Genomic DNA, 14,891 nt, shown 5'->3' with positions numbered 1-14,891 from the left:
ATCAGTCTCGGTGATAGCCGGGCAGATCCGGCACCCCGTTGGCGGTCAACCAACCGCCGCCGTCGACGACCACGACGGCTCCCGTCACGTAGGACGCCGCATCGCTGGCCAAAAACAGCACCGCTTCGGCGACCTCGGTGGTGGAACCGGGGCGTCGCAGCGGGTTCTGGGTGGTGCGGTGCTGGGCATCGCCGGTGATTCTCTTGACTCCCTCGGTTCCCGACATCGCGCCGGGGGCAACGACATTCACCCGCACGCCGTCGGGGCCCCATTCGATCGCACAGGCGCGGCTGAACGCGTCGACGCCGGCCTTGGCCGAAACGACGTGCGCCTGCAGGGCCATGCCGCGGTACTGGATCGCGGCGCTGATGTTCACCACCGCGCCGCCGTGCTCGCGCAGCCAGAGTTCGTAAGCGGCCTTCGACACGTTGAAGGTACCCAGCAGGTCGATATCGACGACGGCCTTGAATCCCTTTGGGCTGAGGTCGCTGATCGGCACGGGGAAGTTTCCGGCGGCGTTGTTGACGACGATGTCGAGTTGGCCGAACGTTCGCAGCACCTGCTCGACGACGGCCGTCACCTCGTCGTCCCGACGGACGTCGCAGACGCCGTAGCAGGCCTCGATGCCCTCTTCCCGCAACGCCGCAACCGCCGCTTCGAGATTGGGTTCCTTGCGGCTGCAGATCGCGACGCTGGCCCCGTGTTTGCCGAGAACGCGGGCGACCTCCAGGCCGAGCCCGGTGGCGCCGCCGGTGACCAACGCGACCTTGCCTTGTAGGAGGTCGGTCCGGAACGGACTGCGGCGGGTGGTCACGGTCACGGCAACCGCTATTCGGTGTTAACCGCTCTCCCGCGAGACATAGACCGCGACATACCCGATCGGGATGCCGGTGCGGTTCGCGATGCACTTCCGCGCCCCGAGCTCGACCGCGGCCCGTCGGCTCACGCGGGTGACCCCACCGATCTCGGGGATCCGGATGATCCATCCGTCAGTGACGCGGCTGACCTCGATGTCGAAGCACTGGCCGACTGTCGGGCACTGCAGGCGGCGAGCGACCCGGCGCGTAGCGCTGGTGCGCATCAGGTTTGGCCGCCGCAAAGTGGGCTGTATGGGCATGGCTGCTTTCCCGAGTCGAAGAGGAACCGCGCGCAAGAGTAATGCGACTCGGGCCCAAAAACCTAATCGGCCGAGGCCGCCTCAGCTCTCCCAGGCGGGGATCAGACCCATCGCCCGCATCAGCTGGCCCTCGAAGCCGGTGAGCAGCGAGACGCCGGTCACCGACGACTGGGGCAGGGGGAAGTTCAGGCCGGGATCGAGCACCGGATTGAACGGGTAGCCGGTGGGCATCATCGACGGCGGCAGGAACCCGAGATCCACCAGCGCCGCCTGCGGGCCCTGGACCGAGCCGTGCACCAGATCCGGGACGATCGTGAACGGGTTCGGCAGTTCGAACAGGCTCGCGGGAGTGGGGATGTCGGCGTACTCCCCGGACCCGTAACCCATGTCGACGATCACCCGCAGGTCCGGCTGCAGCAGGTCGGCCAGCGCGTTGCCGAACGGCTGCGGCAGGACCAAGCGCAGCGGCGCGACCAGCGGCAGGTTCTGCGTCAGCAGCTCGTAGTACCTGGTTTCACCGGCGTAGCCCGGCGACGTCGGCAGTTGGATCGCGTTGGCGATCTGTCCGGGCGTCGGGTCGACGTAGTCGTGCGTGCCGTGGAAGAGCGCGAACCCCATGAACGCGTTGAGATCGCTGACCGGGTTGAGCACATACCGCGGCAAGTTGGTCACCATGTCGTACTGATTGCTGAAGATCACGGTGGGATACGGCGAGTTGGGCGGCGTCGCGCCGTTCATCAGTACGTCGAACAACGGGATGTACAGGCCGGGGAAGCGTTCGAAGAACCCGCCGTTGGGGTTGCCCGGGTCGCCGGTCAAGAAGAACGACAGTTTGCTTGGGTCCGGCGGGTTGGCCATCGCCATCAGGTTGCGGATGTCGTCGGTGGCGATCAGCGAACTTTGTGAGGTGCCGTAGACGACCACCTTGTTGCCCGCCGCGAGTTCGGTGTTGATGGCGGTGTTGAGCAACTGCACGCCCTGTGCCACCGACTGGCCCAGCGTCAGTTTTCCCAGTTGCGGGGTGAACGGCCAGAACTGCTCCGGCGTGTAAAGCGCCTGCCCCGACGCCCCGAGGAGTGGCGACAACGTGGGGTTGTCGAGGAAGTTGGCCATGATCGAGCTGACATACTTGCCGTCCGCCAGGGGGAACGTTGTGCCGCCGACGATCAGTGCCACCGAGCTGTTCTGCGGCACGTTCAGCGGCGGGATGCTCGTCGGCGCCGGGTTCTCGGCCAGCGTGGCGAACGGGGCGAGGGGCGCTTCCAGCTCGCCGATCGCGTCGCGCAGCGCCTGCAGCGCGGCCTGCTCGGTCGCAGTGTAGGCGACGCCCGCCTCGCTCAGCAGCTGCACGAACCGCTGCTCGAACGCCTGGCCCGCCGCGAGCAGTTCCCGGTAGATCCTGGACTGGTTGATGAACAACGGCGCGATCGCCGCGCTGACCTCATCGGCCCCGGCGGGCGGGATGCTGCTCGTCCGCAGCGCCGCGAGGGCGTTGGCCTCGTCGAGCGCGGCACCGATCTTGCCGACGTCCTCCGCCGCCGAAACCAGCCCCTCAGGAACGACCTGCACCCGCCCATTCTGGTCAACGACGGCGACGGCCGAGCCGTCTTCGATGAATTCCTGCCGACGCCGCGCCTTACACTGGGCCCTCGGAAGCGCGACCGAAGGTGATGAACCGGTGAGGACCCTGACGAAGATCGCCGCCGGCGGGCTGGTTGCCCCGGCGTTGCTGTTCGGCTCGGGCGTCGCCCGCGCCGATAGCTTCCAGGAAAAAGAAAAACAGGCCTGCCAGCTGATGGACGATCCGGCCGGCCCCGAATCGGGTTATGCGCCAGCCGAATATGCATTCATGACGCTGCGCGCCAAGATGTCGGCCGAGGACGCGCGGAATGCCATGTCACAGGGCGCCCAGGACTTTTGCCCGAACCACATAATCGACCTGCCGGCGAGCTGGCGGTAATAGCCGATCAACTCCAACCATTGCCGCTTCTAGCGCGCGGCAATCAAGATCGGCAATCTTATTTTTTCGCAGTTCAGCCCTATCTTTACTCAGTCGAAATTCATAGGGTTCACCAGAGATAGTCACCGAAACCGCAAAGGTGGCTGGACATGCACAGTTCGCGTGGACCGCCTAGACCCAAATAAACCGTCACTGCCCGGAAACCGGGCCGCGGTACCAATTCGTCCGATATCGCCCGGCGCATTTGCAAAGCAAACACGGCATATTTCCGCGCCGCCAAGAAGGGGGGTTTGCCACCGAAGTCAAGCTAAGGAGATGTGACACAATGGATTTCGCGATATTACCCCCGGAGATCAACTCCGCCCGGATGTACACCGGCCCGGGGTCGGGTTCGCTTCTAGCCGCCGCGGGCAGCTGGGATTCCCTGGCCGCCGAGTTGACCACCGCGGCCGAAACCTACCAATCGGTGGTCTCGGGCCTGACCACCTTGAACTGGCACGGCCCCGCGTCGGAGTCGATGACGGCCACCGCCACCCCCTACATAGGTTGGCTCTACACGACCGCCGAGCAGACGAAACAGACGGCCATGCAGGCCAGGGCCGCCGCGGCGGCCTTCGAGCAGGCGTTCGCGATGACCGTGCCCCCGCCGGTGATCGCGGCCAACCGCACCCAACTGGCTTCGCTGATCGCGACGAACTTCTTCGGCCAAAACACCGCGGCGATCGCGGCTACCGAGGCGCAGTACGCCGAGATGTGGGCCCAGGACGCCGCCGCGATGTACGGCTACTCCAGCGCCTCGACCGCCGCGGCGACGTTGGTGCCGTTCACCCCGCCGAACCAGGCCACCAACCCGGCCGGCGCGTCGGCCCAGGCCGATGCGGTCGCGCAGGCTAAGGCGTCGATACCCAACCCGCTGCAAGGACTCAGTAATTTGTGGACGAACCTCCAGCAGTGCCCATTAGTGCAAATCGTCGAAGGCGATTTTGGCCAGGGCACCTACAGCGCGTTTGACGGCTTGTATGGGCCCGACGCTCCAATGTGGGGCTTCCTAGCCTCAAGTGGGGTATTCCAGCTACCGACCGCGCTTAACATTGCCGGTTTTGTAGGCAAGAGCACCGCGGACGCAGACCAACTGGCGGGCGCCGCCGGGGCAGGAGCACAGGGTGCAACGAGCGCTGCCGCGGCGGCAACACGGGCCACAGCGGACGCCGCCTTGGGCGGGATCAGTGGCGGTGCAGCACACAGCGCGACTGAGGCGGCATTCACCGGAGGCGGCGTCTCAGCGATGCTTACCAGCGCCAAATCGATCGGCCCGCTATCTGTGCCGGCGAGCTGGTCCACCCCGGCGGTCAGCCACATATCGGCCCTGTCGGGCACCGGTTTAACCACGCTGCCGGGAACCGAGGAGGCAGTCGGGGCGGGAATACCCGGCGTGCCCGGAATGCCGGCGGCCACGCGAGCCTCGGGCGTCATACCGCGATACGGGACCCGGTTGACAGTGATGCCACGCCCGCCGGCGGCGGGCTGACACCCCTCAGTTCTCCACGAGGTCGGGGATAGGCTCCGCGTCGGTCAGCCAGTGCCGTCCGACCTGGCGGGCCGCCTCCCACTTGGGAATGCTCACCGCATCGTCCTGTCCCAGGTCCTCGGGGGTCGGGCCGATGCGCTCGACCAAGTCCGCGAGCGCACCCACATCGAAGTTGTACACCTCGGCTGCGGTAAGCCCGAGGATTTGTCGCGTCTCGTCTATTGGAATGTCCCAGAACGAGCGCCGCAACCAGTCGCGGGTATGCGGCCATGTTCCTTCCGGATGAGGATAATCGTTGCCCCACAGCATGTTTGGAACACCGATCTCGTAGCGACGGGCTAGTTCCCGGCGCTCGGTCGTGGTGGCACCGATGAAGCAGTTCCGGTCGAAGTACGCCGAGGGTGGCATCGTCAGATCGCCCTCCAGCAGACGGCTCATCTTCTTGGCCGAGTGCTCACGCATGAACCGGGTGTCCATCAGCCACAGCAGGTCGTTAGCCCAGTAGGCACCGCACTCGGTGGCCCCCCAGCGCAGGTTCGGGAAGCGCTCGAACACGCCGGCCCACAACGCGAACCACAGCGGCCGGACTCCCCACCAGCGCACCTCGGTCGTATAGATACCCAGGTGTGGGCCGTACTGCTCACTCGGTGCAGGACCGACGTGGGTGTGAACTGGCATCCGCAGGTCCTGGCAGGCGGCCCACACCTTGTCGTAACGCCGGTCATGGTAGGGCGGATAGTCACCCCAGAGCACCGGAATCATGATGCCGCCGCGCAACCCGGCTTCGGCCGCTCGAGCGATCTCGGCCACCGCCGCGTCGACGTCCGCCAGGATCGGCACGACGGCGACGCCGGCCCGCCGCTCGGGGCTGTGGCTGCATAGCTCGGCCAGCCAGCGGTTGTGGGCCCGTGCCCCGGCCATCGCACGTCCCGGGTCCAGGTCGCCAGACTGCCCCAGGCCCGCACCGAACGGAGCCCCGGCGACACCGGTGACGGCGTCCGCGTCGGGAAAGATGACCTCGCCGGCAACGCCGTCGCCGTCGAGTTCGCGGTCGCGCTGGGCGACGTCCCAGCCACCCGCGATGCCGTCTCCGTGTTCGTCGAACCACGCTTGCGCGAATTCCTCGTCGATGAAGCCGCTGGCCTGCGCCGCCGCGGCAATTTTCTCGGCGAGGAATGTTTCGAAGTCCTCCCGGTATTCCGGGTCGATGTACTCGCGGTACTGCTCAGTGGGCAGCTCGGCGTGGGTGTCTGCGGAGATGATCAGATAGGGCGCGGCGTCGTTCATGGAGGTCCTCTCGCTTACCAGGCACGAATCGGGTCGGGCTCGAAGACGGTGCTGCTGGCGCCGGCGGGCACGGCCGCCAGCGGCTCGGCAACCTCGGCCACGGTCGGGCCGATTCGGTCGACGAGGGGCGCGAGGGCGTCGAGGTCGAAGCCGTAGACGGCGGCCGCATTGCCGCCGACCATGGCCGCCACCTCGTCAGCCGGGACACCGCTGAAGGTGTGGCGCAACGCTTCTCGGGTGTAGGGGGCGGTGCCTTCCAGGTGCGGGTAGTCGCTTCCCCACATGATCTTCTCGACGCCGATCCGGTGACGCTCGGCGCACTCGACGGGCCGCATGAAGCTGGCCCCGACGTAACACTGGCGGGCCCAAAATTCGCTGGGCCGCAGCGTCAACGAGCCCGCGGTGGGCCCGGCGAATCGGGCGATCGCCGAGTTCGCTCTCCCGTAACGGGCCGCCGCCACATCGAGCGAGTCGAGGGTTGCCGGTATCCATCCGGCGCCCTGCTCGGTGAAGACGACGGTGAGGTCCGGATGGCGATCCAGTGCGCCGCTGAAGATCAGGTGCCACAGCGCTCGGTGCGCGAACCAATGCGTCTCATAAACCCATACCGCGAACGAGCTGCCCCATCCGTCCGTCGGGTTGGGTCCGGCGTTACCGCCGTGGTGGTTGACCACCAGGCCCGCGTCCGCGCACGCCGCCCAGAGCGGCTCCCAGTGCTCGGCGTAAAGCTGGGGAATGCCTGCGCCGGGCGGGATTCCGGGCAGCAGCACGCCGCCGCGCAGGCCCAACTTGGCGATCTGCGCTATCTCGGCGACGGCCTCGTCGAGGTCCCCGAGCAGGATCTGGCCCACCCCGGCGCGCCGCTCGGGCGAGGACGAGCAGAAGTCGGAAAGCCAACGATTGTGCGCACGCAGCCCGGCCCAGCGCAGCTCGAGCTCGCGGGCGTCCACCGGCTGGGGGGCGGCCAGACTTGCCTGCGGAAAGAACGGCGGCACGGTATTGGGGAAGATGACCTCCCCCGCGACACCTTCGGCATCCAGATCCGAGTTTCGTCGGGCACTGTTCCAGTTGCGCTGGGCGTCAGCCTCAGTGAGGTCGCCGAACGGGTTGACGTATGTCTTTGCCCAGCCGTCGAATTCGTCCCGGTACTGCGGATCGAGATATTCGCGGTAGTCGAGCAGGTCAGCGCCGGCGTGGCAGTCGGCCGAGATGACCGTGTACCGGTCCATGGCGCTAGGCCCGGGCCGGCTCGGGCCTAGGGGCCGCGAGCAGGGCCACGTCGTCGTAGCGCTGGTGCACGTACGGCAGCAGCCATTCCTGCGGCACCCGCTCCGCTATCCGGCCCACCTGGATGGTGCGCCGGCGACACCAGGTGATCGAGGTGATCCGGCGAATCACGATGTCGGCAACCGGGTCCAGCGGCGACTCACCCAATTCCACTGTGCCGTCGATGTTTTCCAGCAGCTCGTAGTGCCGGTGGTATTCGCCGTAGACCAGGTGGGGGTCGGTGATACCGCCGCCGTCGGGGGCCCGCAGGAACTTGAAGTAGAACTCGGTGTTCACCTGGTCGGGCGGCAACTCCGCCGGGCCGGTGATCCGCCCGGTCACCCTGATGAGCTGATAACCCAGCCGGTCAACGGCGGCGCTGACGCGATCGCCGTCGCGCTGCACCTCGATGTGGGCGAGCTTCTTTGGCTCACCGAACGTTTCGCGCCCGCCGGTGACCGACTGTTCGGTCGACTGGGGCATGAAGAGCGGGTAGTCGCCCGCCCGGTCGCCGTGCCGCGCGGTCACCGAGAACACCGCCGACCCGAACGGCGGCCTGCCCTCGATCTGCACCCGCTGAAGCTGAAGACGCACCAGCGGTTCGGCCGCCGGCTCCAGCGGCTTGGGCAGCACCGCCGCCACGATCTCCGGATCGGTGAGATACGTGACGGTGATCGCCTCGGTGGCGATCGGCGCCTTGGTGGCGTCGATCTCGTGGTCGACTTGCGCCTCGGGTGCGCGAGGACCGTAGCGAATTTCGTTGGCGCTCACCGTGTTCCTCCTTCGGTTTTTTCGGCATGCTGGCCCAGCACGTCAACCAGATAGTCGGGCTCGCCGCGGGCGAGGATCGACGCGGCCTTCTTGCTCACGACCTGATCGCCCGGAGTGGGCGGCTCCATCATCCAGAAGCGGTCCGCCCGAAGCCCTTCCACGACGAGGTCGGCGACCGTCTCGAGCGGGGTGAACTCGACATGTGCGCCGGCGGCCTCGAAGCGGGCCACCACCTTTTCCAGCGTCTGGTCGGGTGTGCGGCGTTCCTGCGTCGCGGCATAGCGCTCCGGTCGGTGCCGCCACGATTCCCAGATGCCGGTGTTCAAGAAGCCGCCGGGGAAAAGGACGTGCGCCCGCACCCGCGTCCCGGTCATCTGCAGGTGGGTGTAAAGGCTTTCGGTCAGACAGAGCACCGCGGCCTTAGTCATCGGATAGACGGCCGTGGCCGGTCCCCCCATGGCCCCCCGGGCAATCGGCGCGAACCCGCCGTTGCCCGAGCAGGTGTTGACCACGTGTCCGTCGCCCTGCTCGAGCAGGATGGGCACGAAGGCCTTGATGCCGTGGATGACGCCCAGCACGTTGACGTCGATCCCCCAGCGCCAGTCCGCCAGGTCGTGTTCCCACATGTAACCCTCGGAGACCCCGCCGGTGCCGGCGTTGTTGCACACCACGTGCACCGCGCCGAAGCGATCCAACGCCTCCTTGGCCAGCGACTCGACGGAGGAATAGTCGGTGACGTCGGTGACCACGCCGACCGCGTCGATGCCCTCGTCCACGAGCGCCTGGGTCGCCTCGCCCAGCGGTTCGTGCAGGACGTCGGCCAGCACGACCTTCATGCCTTCCCGGCCGAAGCGCCTGCCCATGGCCTGGCCGATGCCCCCGGCTCCCCCGGTTACGACGGCGGTCTTGCCTCGAAGGTCAGACATTGTGGTCATGGTCACACGGTCGCGCATGCCACCGCAAGAAGTCGCATTATGCGACCATTGACCGATGGCTCCGCGCCCTTCCCCGCAGACCGAACGGGTCGTGAACCTGTTCGAGCAGTTGGCGGGTGACGGCAGCCCGGGGATGACGTTGGCCGAGGTGTCGCGGCACTTGAGCGTTCACAAGGCCAGCTGCCACTCGATGCTGTCCGAGCTGCTCCGGGCCGGCTGGCTCCTGCGCGACCCGGTTCGCAAGACCTACCACCTCGGTCCCGCTCTGGTCCGCCTCGGCCGAGAGGCGGCGGGCCGCTACCCGGCCCTGGTGTTGGCCCGCTCAGCGATGGCCGAGCTGTCGGCCGCGACCGGCGCGCACTGCGTTGCCTTTTCGGTGAGCGACGACTACTCCACCGTCGTCGATCAGGTCCGAAGCCGTCGCGGCGGCGGCCACCCGATGCCCATCGGTACCCAGTTCCCGCACCGGCCGCCGTATGGGGCGTCGACCGTGGCCTGGGCCGGGCCGGAGGCTCGGGAGCGCTGGCTGGCCATCCTGCCCGAGGACGTGCAAGATCGCTATCGCCGGGCCATCGCCGCCGCCGGGCAGCGTGGCTACGCGGTGGGCCTGCACATCCTGCCCGATCTGCGCCTGCGGGAACTGGCGCAGATCGTGCGCAGCGCCGAGGTCCGCTCCACCCGGCTGAGCCAGCTCGCGCAGGAACTGACCGACGAACTGATCCATCAGGAGGAGTGGTTCCCGATCAGCCTGGACCCGGAGCGCACTTACGAGGTGAGCCACATCGACTCGCCCATCTTTGCGGCCGAATCCCGCATCGCCCTCATGCTCAGCCTGGTGCCCAGCGCCGAGCCGATGAGCGGCGCGGCGGTCACCGATATGGGCGCGCAGCTCGCTGCTGCGACCCGCCGACTCAGCGCCGCCTTGACCGAAGAGTCCCCGTCCCGGCGGACCAAATAGGTTGGTAGCCAACGCCTCCCGGCCCCCAAAGAATTACCGCCTTGCTGGCCGCGATTCCCAGTCCTCAGGACGACACCCCTCGGCCCCCTAGCCACAGCGGGGGCTCCTGCCCGTTGTACATGCTCTTGGGCTGCCAGCGCTGTCTGCGCAAGAGTCGACCGGCGTGGTGTTCGGCAACGTCCTTCAGGTACTCGACGTCGTCGCTGGTCCACGGGTGCTGGCCGGTCCCGTCCAACCACCACCTCGGTTGGCCGTCCTGCTCATACCGGGTTATCCGGTAACGCCAGGCGACGTGCCTACCCTTGGCGTCAATCTCCCAGTCCAGCAGCCGAGGGCGGACGGCCTCGGGCGTCGACCGGAGAGATTCCCAGGGAAGCGTTATGCGGATCTCGACGAACTCGCCACCCATGAATCAACCCTAATCGAGTTGATCGAGGCCGCATCGGATCAAATTCGAAGCGTCTGGTGTTGAAGGGCTTATGCCCAGGCACCTGTGTGTCAACGAAGCTTTAGCCGCCAGGTTGCGCTGATGTTTAGGTTGGAACCATGAGCGACCTCCAGTCGCAATTTTCGGCCCTGAAGCGAACCGCCGATCCGGACGTCGCGGACGCTATCGCGCGGCTGATCGAGGACGGCGAAGATCATGAGCTCAATCGAATCAACGCCCTGGACTTTTCCAAGCGCACCGGCCTCGACGAAGAGAAGGTGATTTCCGGCTTCCTGCATGCCTCGCGGCTTGGCCTGTTCGATCTCACTTGGAACGTGCTTTGTCCCGGTTGCAGCGGCGTGCTGGACGCGCATGACACGCTGAAATCGCTGCGTGATGACGACTATCGCTGTGGACTATGCGCCTGCGGTTATGAGCCTTCCGTCGATGAGCAGGTCGAGGTGGCGTTTACGGTCAGCCCCAAGGTCAGGCGGATTGCCGCCCACGATCCCAACACGCTCCCGCTATGGGACTACTACACGCAGGTGTTCTGGAGTTCGGGCATCGATCTCGGCGAGGATTCTTTTGCTTTGCTGACCGGCGAAGCGACGTTGGATGCCATGGAGCTGGCCGCCGGCGAAAAGGCTGTGCTGTCGTTGGAGCTTCCGCCGCAATTCATCATCGTTTTCGAGCCGGTGACACATACCGCACACTTCATCGACGTACAGGGCGAGCCGACCGAGGAAAGTCAGCAGCTCGGGCTGACCTTCGACAAAGGCCATCCGCCGACCGAGTCGATCACCTTGCGGCCAGGCCCGTTGCGGCTCGCACTCGACAATCGGTGCAGCGTGCGGACACTGCCCACCGTCTTTGTCGCCGACGAGCTCCACAATGTGCTGGCCAAGCGCCGGCCGTTCCTCACCGCCAAGCGGATGCTGTCGAATCAGACGTTTCGCGATGTGTTCAAAGCCGACAACCTCACCATCGATCAGCGTCTCAAAATCACCTCGTTGACCTTTTTGTTCACCGACCTCAAGGGGTCGACCGCGCTTTACGAGCGGGTCGGTGACCTCGCCGCTTTTGACTTGGTGCGCGCGCACTTTCATGCGCTCCTGGAAATCATCGCGGCCGAAAAGGGCGCCGTGGTCAAGACCATCGGGGACGCGGTGATGGCGACCTTTGTCCAGCCGGACCACGCGCTCGCCGCGGCATTGCGGATGCGGGCGGCGATGGACAAGCTCAATGCCGAGCGCGGCAGGACCGACCTGATCGTAAAGATCGGCATCCATGAGGGGCCGTGTCTCGCGGTGATGCTGAACGAGCGGCAGGACTATTTCGGCCAGACCGTCAACATCGCGGCGCGGGTGCAGAGCCTGTCCACCGCGCAGGAGATCCACATCACCGGTCCCGTGATCGACGCGCCCGGCGTCGCCGCGATCCTGGAGAAGGAGTCGATCCGACCGGTTCGGAAGGAGGCTGCCCTGCGCGGCATCGCCGACAAGATGGTCGTGTACGAGATCCCATAAGAACCTCGGTGGCACGTTCGGAGACTTCTGCGTCGCTGTGATCGACGAGGCCCTCGGCCTATCGTGGGGCGATGTCGATAGCCCAGCGCGAACGTTCCGCCATCGTCGGAATCATGCGAGCGGCGGGACCGGATGCTCCCACCCTGTGCGAAGGCTGGACCACCCGCGACCTTGCCGCGCACCTGGTCGTGCGCGAACGCCGCCCTGATGCGTTGCCCGGCCTCGTGTTCGGGCCGCTGGCGTCACACACCGCGCGCGTGCAAGACCGGTTGGCCGCCTCCACGACGTACGAGGACCTGGTCGAGCTGCTTGCCTCCGGCCCGCCGGTTCTTTCGCTGTTCAAGGTGCTCGACCCGCTGGCAAGTATCCACGAGATGTTCGTCCATCACGAGGACCTCCGCCGTGCGCAAACCGGCTGGAAGCCAAGGGAACTCAATGCGAGGACCACTGCAGCGGTGAGGCGGCGCATCCCTTGGGTCAGCCGAGTCGGGTTGTCGAAGTCAATGGCAGCGCTGCCCGCTCGACTGACGCTGAACACCCCCGACGGTCGGACGGTGGTGGCGGTCGGTAGCGGTTCGCCGGTAACCGTGACTGGCGAACCGCAAGAACTGTTGCTCTTCGCGTTCGGCCGCAACGCTGTTCACGTCGACTTCAGCGGGGACGACGACGTCGTCGCGGCGGTGCGGGCCGCCAAGCGGGGCTTTTGAGCGGTGCCCGCGTGACGTCTTGCGATGCTAGCTGCTGTCCGGTCAACGACACGGACGCGGTTTGATATCACTTCAAACACGCCATCTTTTAACACCAGTCACGTTGTTAACATCACGCGATGGACTTGTCGGCGTGTCTAAACCTCCGGCGGCCGCGCCCAATTTCCCGGCGTGACGTATTGCGCTACACCATCGCTATGTCCGCGCTGCCAGGATTGTCCGCGGCATCGGCCATGGCATCTGCCGCCGCCCCGGCGGCGGCCGCTGCGACTCCCAAACTGATCGACTTCGCCATGAGCCAAATTCCAGCGGAGCACATCCGAGCCGCCGGCTATTCCGGCGTCATCAACTACGTGTCGCTATCGCGTCCCGGCTCGTCCTTTGGCGCCAAACCGATCACCCGGCCCTACGCCGACCAACTGAAAGCAGCTGGGCTGATGATCGTCAGCAACTACCAATACGGCAAGCCAGGCGGGACAGCATCATCGGACTTCAAGCGCGGGTTCGACGGCGGGGTCGCGGACGCTCGCACCGCCTGGCAGCTGCATACCGCGGCGGGCGGCGGTCAAAGTGCCCCGATCTTCTTTACCATCGACGAGGACATCAACCACGACACGTGGAACAACCTGGCACTCAAGTGGTTTCGCGGCATCAATTCGGTATTGGGAGTGCAGCGTACCGGCGTCTACGGCGGTCTCGATGTATGCCAGTGGGCCGCCGCCGACGGCGTGATCGGAAGTTCTCGCACCCCGGGCCACCGGTGGGCCTGGCAGACCAAGGCCTGGTCGCGCGGGCAGATCGACCCCGCCGCAGTTCTCTACCAACGCGTGGTGAGTACGCCGTCGAATCCAGGTCCAGTTGTCGGGGGACAACAAGTCGACGTCAACGACGTCCTTGCCCGGGATTTTGGTCAGTGGAGCCTACATCCCTGAGCCTAGGGCGTCGTCGTCGCTCGTCAGCGACTCTTGACTGACGATATGGTCGTATGTGACGATTTCGTCACCTGAGGGTCGAAGCGCACAGTGCGTTGAGCGCAGCACCCTCGTCCTGTCCATGCACGCGGGCGGGAATCGAGCTCAACGATTAAGGCGATCTTGTGGTGCACCGACCTTGCGACATTCCGTCGTACCGGCCTGACGTCTACAGCACATCGGCCATCCTCGACCCTTACCCGCACTATCGGACTCTGCGACGCCTTGGCCCCCTCGTCTGGCTGCCTCGCCGCCGGATGATCGCTCTCCCCCGCTACGCCGAGTGCAAGGCCACCCTGCGAGCCGACGACTCGTACCTCTCCGGACATGGTGTCGCCGCCAACGCTGCCGCCAACCGGTTGTCCCGCGGCACCACGCTCAACAGCGACGGGGCCGACCACGACCGGCGTCGCAAGCTCGTTGCCCACCGTCTGATGCCCAGGGCGCTGCGTGGAGTCGCTACCTCCGTGGAAGACGCGGCGGGCGCCATCGTCGACGTCGCGCTCACCAGGGGCCGGGTCGACGGTGTCGCCGATCTGGCGACCGCGCTGCCGCTGGCTGTGGTCCCGGATCTGGTCGGCTGGCCCCAGGACCAACGCGAGCACCTGATCCCTTGGGCCGCAGCGACCTTCGACCTCCTCGGACCGCTCAACCGTCAGGCGATCCGAGCCATCCCGCGCAGCATGCAGATGCTGCGCTTCGCGCGTGCTGTGGTGCGTGACCGAAACGTCCTGCCCGGCAGCATGGCTCACGAACTATTGGCTGCCGTCGATGAAGGCAATTTGTCGTTCGAGGACGTGCCGCCGCTAGTAATCGACTACATCGCACCGTCGTTGGACACCACCATCAGCGCCATCTCCAGTGCGATCCACCTATTCGCGACCCACCCCGAGCAGTGGGAAATCCTCAGAGCGGAACCAGAATTGCTACCGAACGCGATCAACGAGGTGGTGCGGTACGAATCGCCGGTCCGGGCGTTCACCCGGAAGACCGCCCGCGATACCTCGATAGCCGGAACGAACATCCCCGCCGGAACCCGATTACTGGTGCTGTACGCCTCGGCCAACCGCGACGAACGCGAATGGGAGAACTCTGAGTTGTTCGACATCCGCCGTGACGCTGGACGCCACATCGGGTTCGGCAACGGCGCGCATGCCTGCGCCGGCCAGGGTCTGGCCAGGATGGAGACCGCCGCCATCCTCTCCGCGATGCTCGAACGCGTCAAGCGCATCGAAGTCGACGGGACTCCAAAGTGGGCAGTCAACAACGTGATTCGTCGGCTCGAACGGTTGCCGGTCACGCTGATTCCGGCGTGACCTCCCGGTCACGACGATTAGGCGGCAGAGTACGGCTGCGTCAGCTCGAGATACCGTGCAGCAGAGCGTCTATCACCCCGCGGTAACGCGTGGTCGTTTCTCGTCGCGGATCTGGCCGGCCG

Annotated in this window: 15 protein-coding genes; 7 read left to right on the top strand and 8 right to left on the bottom strand. The window is 66.1% G+C overall.

From position 1 onward, the window contains the following. Position 1: 1 nt before the first annotated feature. From AC5Y2S_RS18025 to AC5Y2S_RS18015, 3 genes are all read right to left on the bottom strand, one after another. Positions 2-820 (bottom strand): SDR family oxidoreductase, encoded by an 819-nt coding sequence (locus tag AC5Y2S_RS18025; protein WP_499957363.1) that lies wholly within the window; start codon positions 818-820, stop codon positions 2-4. An 18-nt stretch (positions 821-838) separates the two neighbouring features. Continuing rightward, a complete protein-coding gene (locus AC5Y2S_RS18020) occupies positions 839-1,081 on the bottom strand; it encodes a long chain fatty acid-CoA synthetase Faa4p (RefSeq protein WP_499880186.1) in 243 nt (80 codons plus the stop codon). A gap of 117 nt (positions 1,082-1,198) precedes the next feature. Next, the gene (locus AC5Y2S_RS18015) at positions 1,199-2,686 is read right to left on the bottom strand and encodes a PE family protein (RefSeq protein WP_499957362.1); all 1,488 of its coding nucleotides are present in this window, start codon (positions 2,684-2,686) and stop codon (positions 1,199-1,201) included. A gap of 109 nt (positions 2,687-2,795) precedes the next feature. On the opposite strand from AC5Y2S_RS18015, the gene AC5Y2S_RS18010 reads away from it, so the two are divergent. Beyond that, the gene (locus AC5Y2S_RS18010) at positions 2,796-3,077 is read left to right on the top strand and encodes a hypothetical protein (protein WP_499957361.1); all 282 of its coding nucleotides are present in this window, start codon (positions 2,796-2,798) and stop codon (positions 3,075-3,077) included. 325 nt (positions 3,078-3,402) lie between these two features. Next, positions 3,403-4,605 (top strand): PPE family protein, encoded by a 1,203-nt coding sequence (locus AC5Y2S_RS18005; protein ID WP_499957360.1) that lies wholly within the window; start codon positions 3,403-3,405, stop codon positions 4,603-4,605. Positions 4,606-4,611: 6 nt separating this feature from the next. Here AC5Y2S_RS18005 and AC5Y2S_RS18000 read toward each other — a convergent pair whose 3' ends face one another. Genes AC5Y2S_RS18000 through AC5Y2S_RS17985 form a run of 4 tightly spaced genes read right to left on the bottom strand, consistent with a single transcriptional unit; the run spans position 4,612 to position 8,855 of the window. Next, positions 4,612-5,892, bottom strand: coding sequence for an amidohydrolase family protein (locus tag AC5Y2S_RS18000; RefSeq protein ID WP_499957359.1), 1,281 nt, complete (start codon positions 5,890-5,892; stop codon positions 4,612-4,614). Positions 5,893-5,906: 14 nt separating this feature from the next. Next, positions 5,907-7,121, bottom strand: a complete 1,215-nt coding sequence (locus AC5Y2S_RS17995) for an amidohydrolase family protein (protein ID WP_499957358.1) — start codon at positions 7,119-7,121, stop codon at positions 5,907-5,909. A 4-nt stretch (positions 7,122-7,125) separates the two neighbouring features. Further along, positions 7,126-7,929 carry an acetoacetate decarboxylase family protein gene (locus tag AC5Y2S_RS17990; protein ID WP_499957357.1) on the bottom strand — a complete coding sequence of 268 codons (804 nt, stop codon included), beginning with the start codon at positions 7,927-7,929 and terminating at the stop codon, positions 7,126-7,128. Beyond that, positions 7,926-8,855, bottom strand: coding sequence for an SDR family NAD(P)-dependent oxidoreductase (locus tag AC5Y2S_RS17985; protein ID WP_499957356.1), 930 nt, complete (start codon positions 8,853-8,855; stop codon positions 7,926-7,928). The genes AC5Y2S_RS17990 and AC5Y2S_RS17985 overlap by 4 nt, the downstream gene beginning before the upstream one ends. Positions 8,856-8,919: 64 nt before the next feature. On the opposite strand from AC5Y2S_RS17985, the gene AC5Y2S_RS17980 reads away from it, so the two are divergent. Continuing rightward, positions 8,920-9,822: an IclR family transcriptional regulator gene (locus AC5Y2S_RS17980; protein ID WP_499957355.1), complete on the top strand. Its 903-nt coding sequence runs from the start codon at positions 8,920-8,922 to the stop codon at positions 9,820-9,822. Positions 9,823-9,886: 64 nt separating this feature from the next. Here the strand turns inward: AC5Y2S_RS17980 and AC5Y2S_RS17975 are convergent, their stop codons facing one another. Next, positions 9,887-10,231: a hypothetical protein gene (locus tag AC5Y2S_RS17975; RefSeq protein ID WP_499957354.1), complete on the bottom strand. Its 345-nt coding sequence runs from the start codon at positions 10,229-10,231 to the stop codon at positions 9,887-9,889. Between the two features lie 137 nt (positions 10,232-10,368). Here AC5Y2S_RS17975 and AC5Y2S_RS17970 point away from each other — a divergent pair, with 137 nt between their 5' ends. From AC5Y2S_RS17970 to AC5Y2S_RS17955, 4 genes are all read left to right on the top strand, one after another. After that, positions 10,369-11,775, top strand: a complete 1,407-nt coding sequence (locus AC5Y2S_RS17970) for an adenylate/guanylate cyclase domain-containing protein (protein ID WP_499957353.1) — start codon at positions 10,369-10,371, stop codon at positions 11,773-11,775. Between the two features lie 71 nt (positions 11,776-11,846). After that, complete coding sequence (locus AC5Y2S_RS17965) at positions 11,847-12,482, top strand: TIGR03085 family metal-binding protein (protein WP_499957352.1); 636 nt, start codon at positions 11,847-11,849, stop codon at positions 12,480-12,482. Positions 12,483-12,601: 119 nt separating this feature from the next. Further along, the gene (locus AC5Y2S_RS17960) at positions 12,602-13,414 is read left to right on the top strand and encodes a DUF1906 domain-containing protein (protein ID WP_499957351.1); all 813 of its coding nucleotides are present in this window, start codon (positions 12,602-12,604) and stop codon (positions 13,412-13,414) included. A gap of 296 nt (positions 13,415-13,710) precedes the next feature. Further along, the gene (locus AC5Y2S_RS17955) at positions 13,711-14,769 is read left to right on the top strand and encodes a cytochrome P450 (protein ID WP_499957350.1); all 1,059 of its coding nucleotides are present in this window, start codon (positions 13,711-13,713) and stop codon (positions 14,767-14,769) included. The last annotated feature ends 122 nt before the right edge of the window (positions 14,770-14,891 follow it).

Source organism: Mycobacterium sp. NGS69, from assembly GCF_059812165.1.
The sequence above is the reverse complement of the archived record's forward strand: the minus strand, read 5'-3'. Positions and strand labels throughout refer to the sequence as shown.

Bases quoted from the DNA above. Each gene is read 5' to 3' on its own strand.
- AC5Y2S_RS18020 (WP_499880186.1), bottom strand. From the start codon at position 1,081: ATGCGCACCAGCGCTACGCGCCGGGTCGCTCGCCGCCTGCAGTGCCCG.
- AC5Y2S_RS18005 (WP_499957360.1), top strand. From the start codon at position 3,403: ATGGATTTCGCGATATTACCCCCGGAGATCAACTCCGCCCGGATGTAC.
- AC5Y2S_RS18000 (WP_499957359.1), bottom strand. From the start codon at position 5,892: ATGAACGACGCCGCGCCCTATCTGATCATCTCCGCAGACACCCACGCC.
- AC5Y2S_RS17995 (WP_499957358.1), bottom strand. From the start codon at position 7,121: ATGGACCGGTACACGGTCATCTCGGCCGACTGCCACGCCGGCGCTGAC.
- AC5Y2S_RS17985 (WP_499957356.1), bottom strand. From the start codon at position 8,855: ATGTCTGACCTTCGAGGCAAGACCGCCGTCGTAACCGGGGGAGCCGGG.
- AC5Y2S_RS17980 (WP_499957355.1), top strand. From the start codon at position 8,920: ATGGCTCCGCGCCCTTCCCCGCAGACCGAACGGGTCGTGAACCTGTTC.
- AC5Y2S_RS17975 (WP_499957354.1), bottom strand. From the start codon at position 10,231: ATGGGTGGCGAGTTCGTCGAGATCCGCATAACGCTTCCCTGGGAATCT.
- AC5Y2S_RS17970 (WP_499957353.1), top strand. From the start codon at position 10,369: ATGAGCGACCTCCAGTCGCAATTTTCGGCCCTGAAGCGAACCGCCGAT.
- AC5Y2S_RS17965 (WP_499957352.1), top strand. From the start codon at position 11,847: ATGTCGATAGCCCAGCGCGAACGTTCCGCCATCGTCGGAATCATGCGA.
- AC5Y2S_RS17960 (WP_499957351.1), top strand. From the start codon at position 12,602: ATGGACTTGTCGGCGTGTCTAAACCTCCGGCGGCCGCGCCCAATTTCC.
- AC5Y2S_RS17955 (WP_499957350.1), top strand. From the start codon at position 13,711: ATGATCGCTCTCCCCCGCTACGCCGAGTGCAAGGCCACCCTGCGAGCC.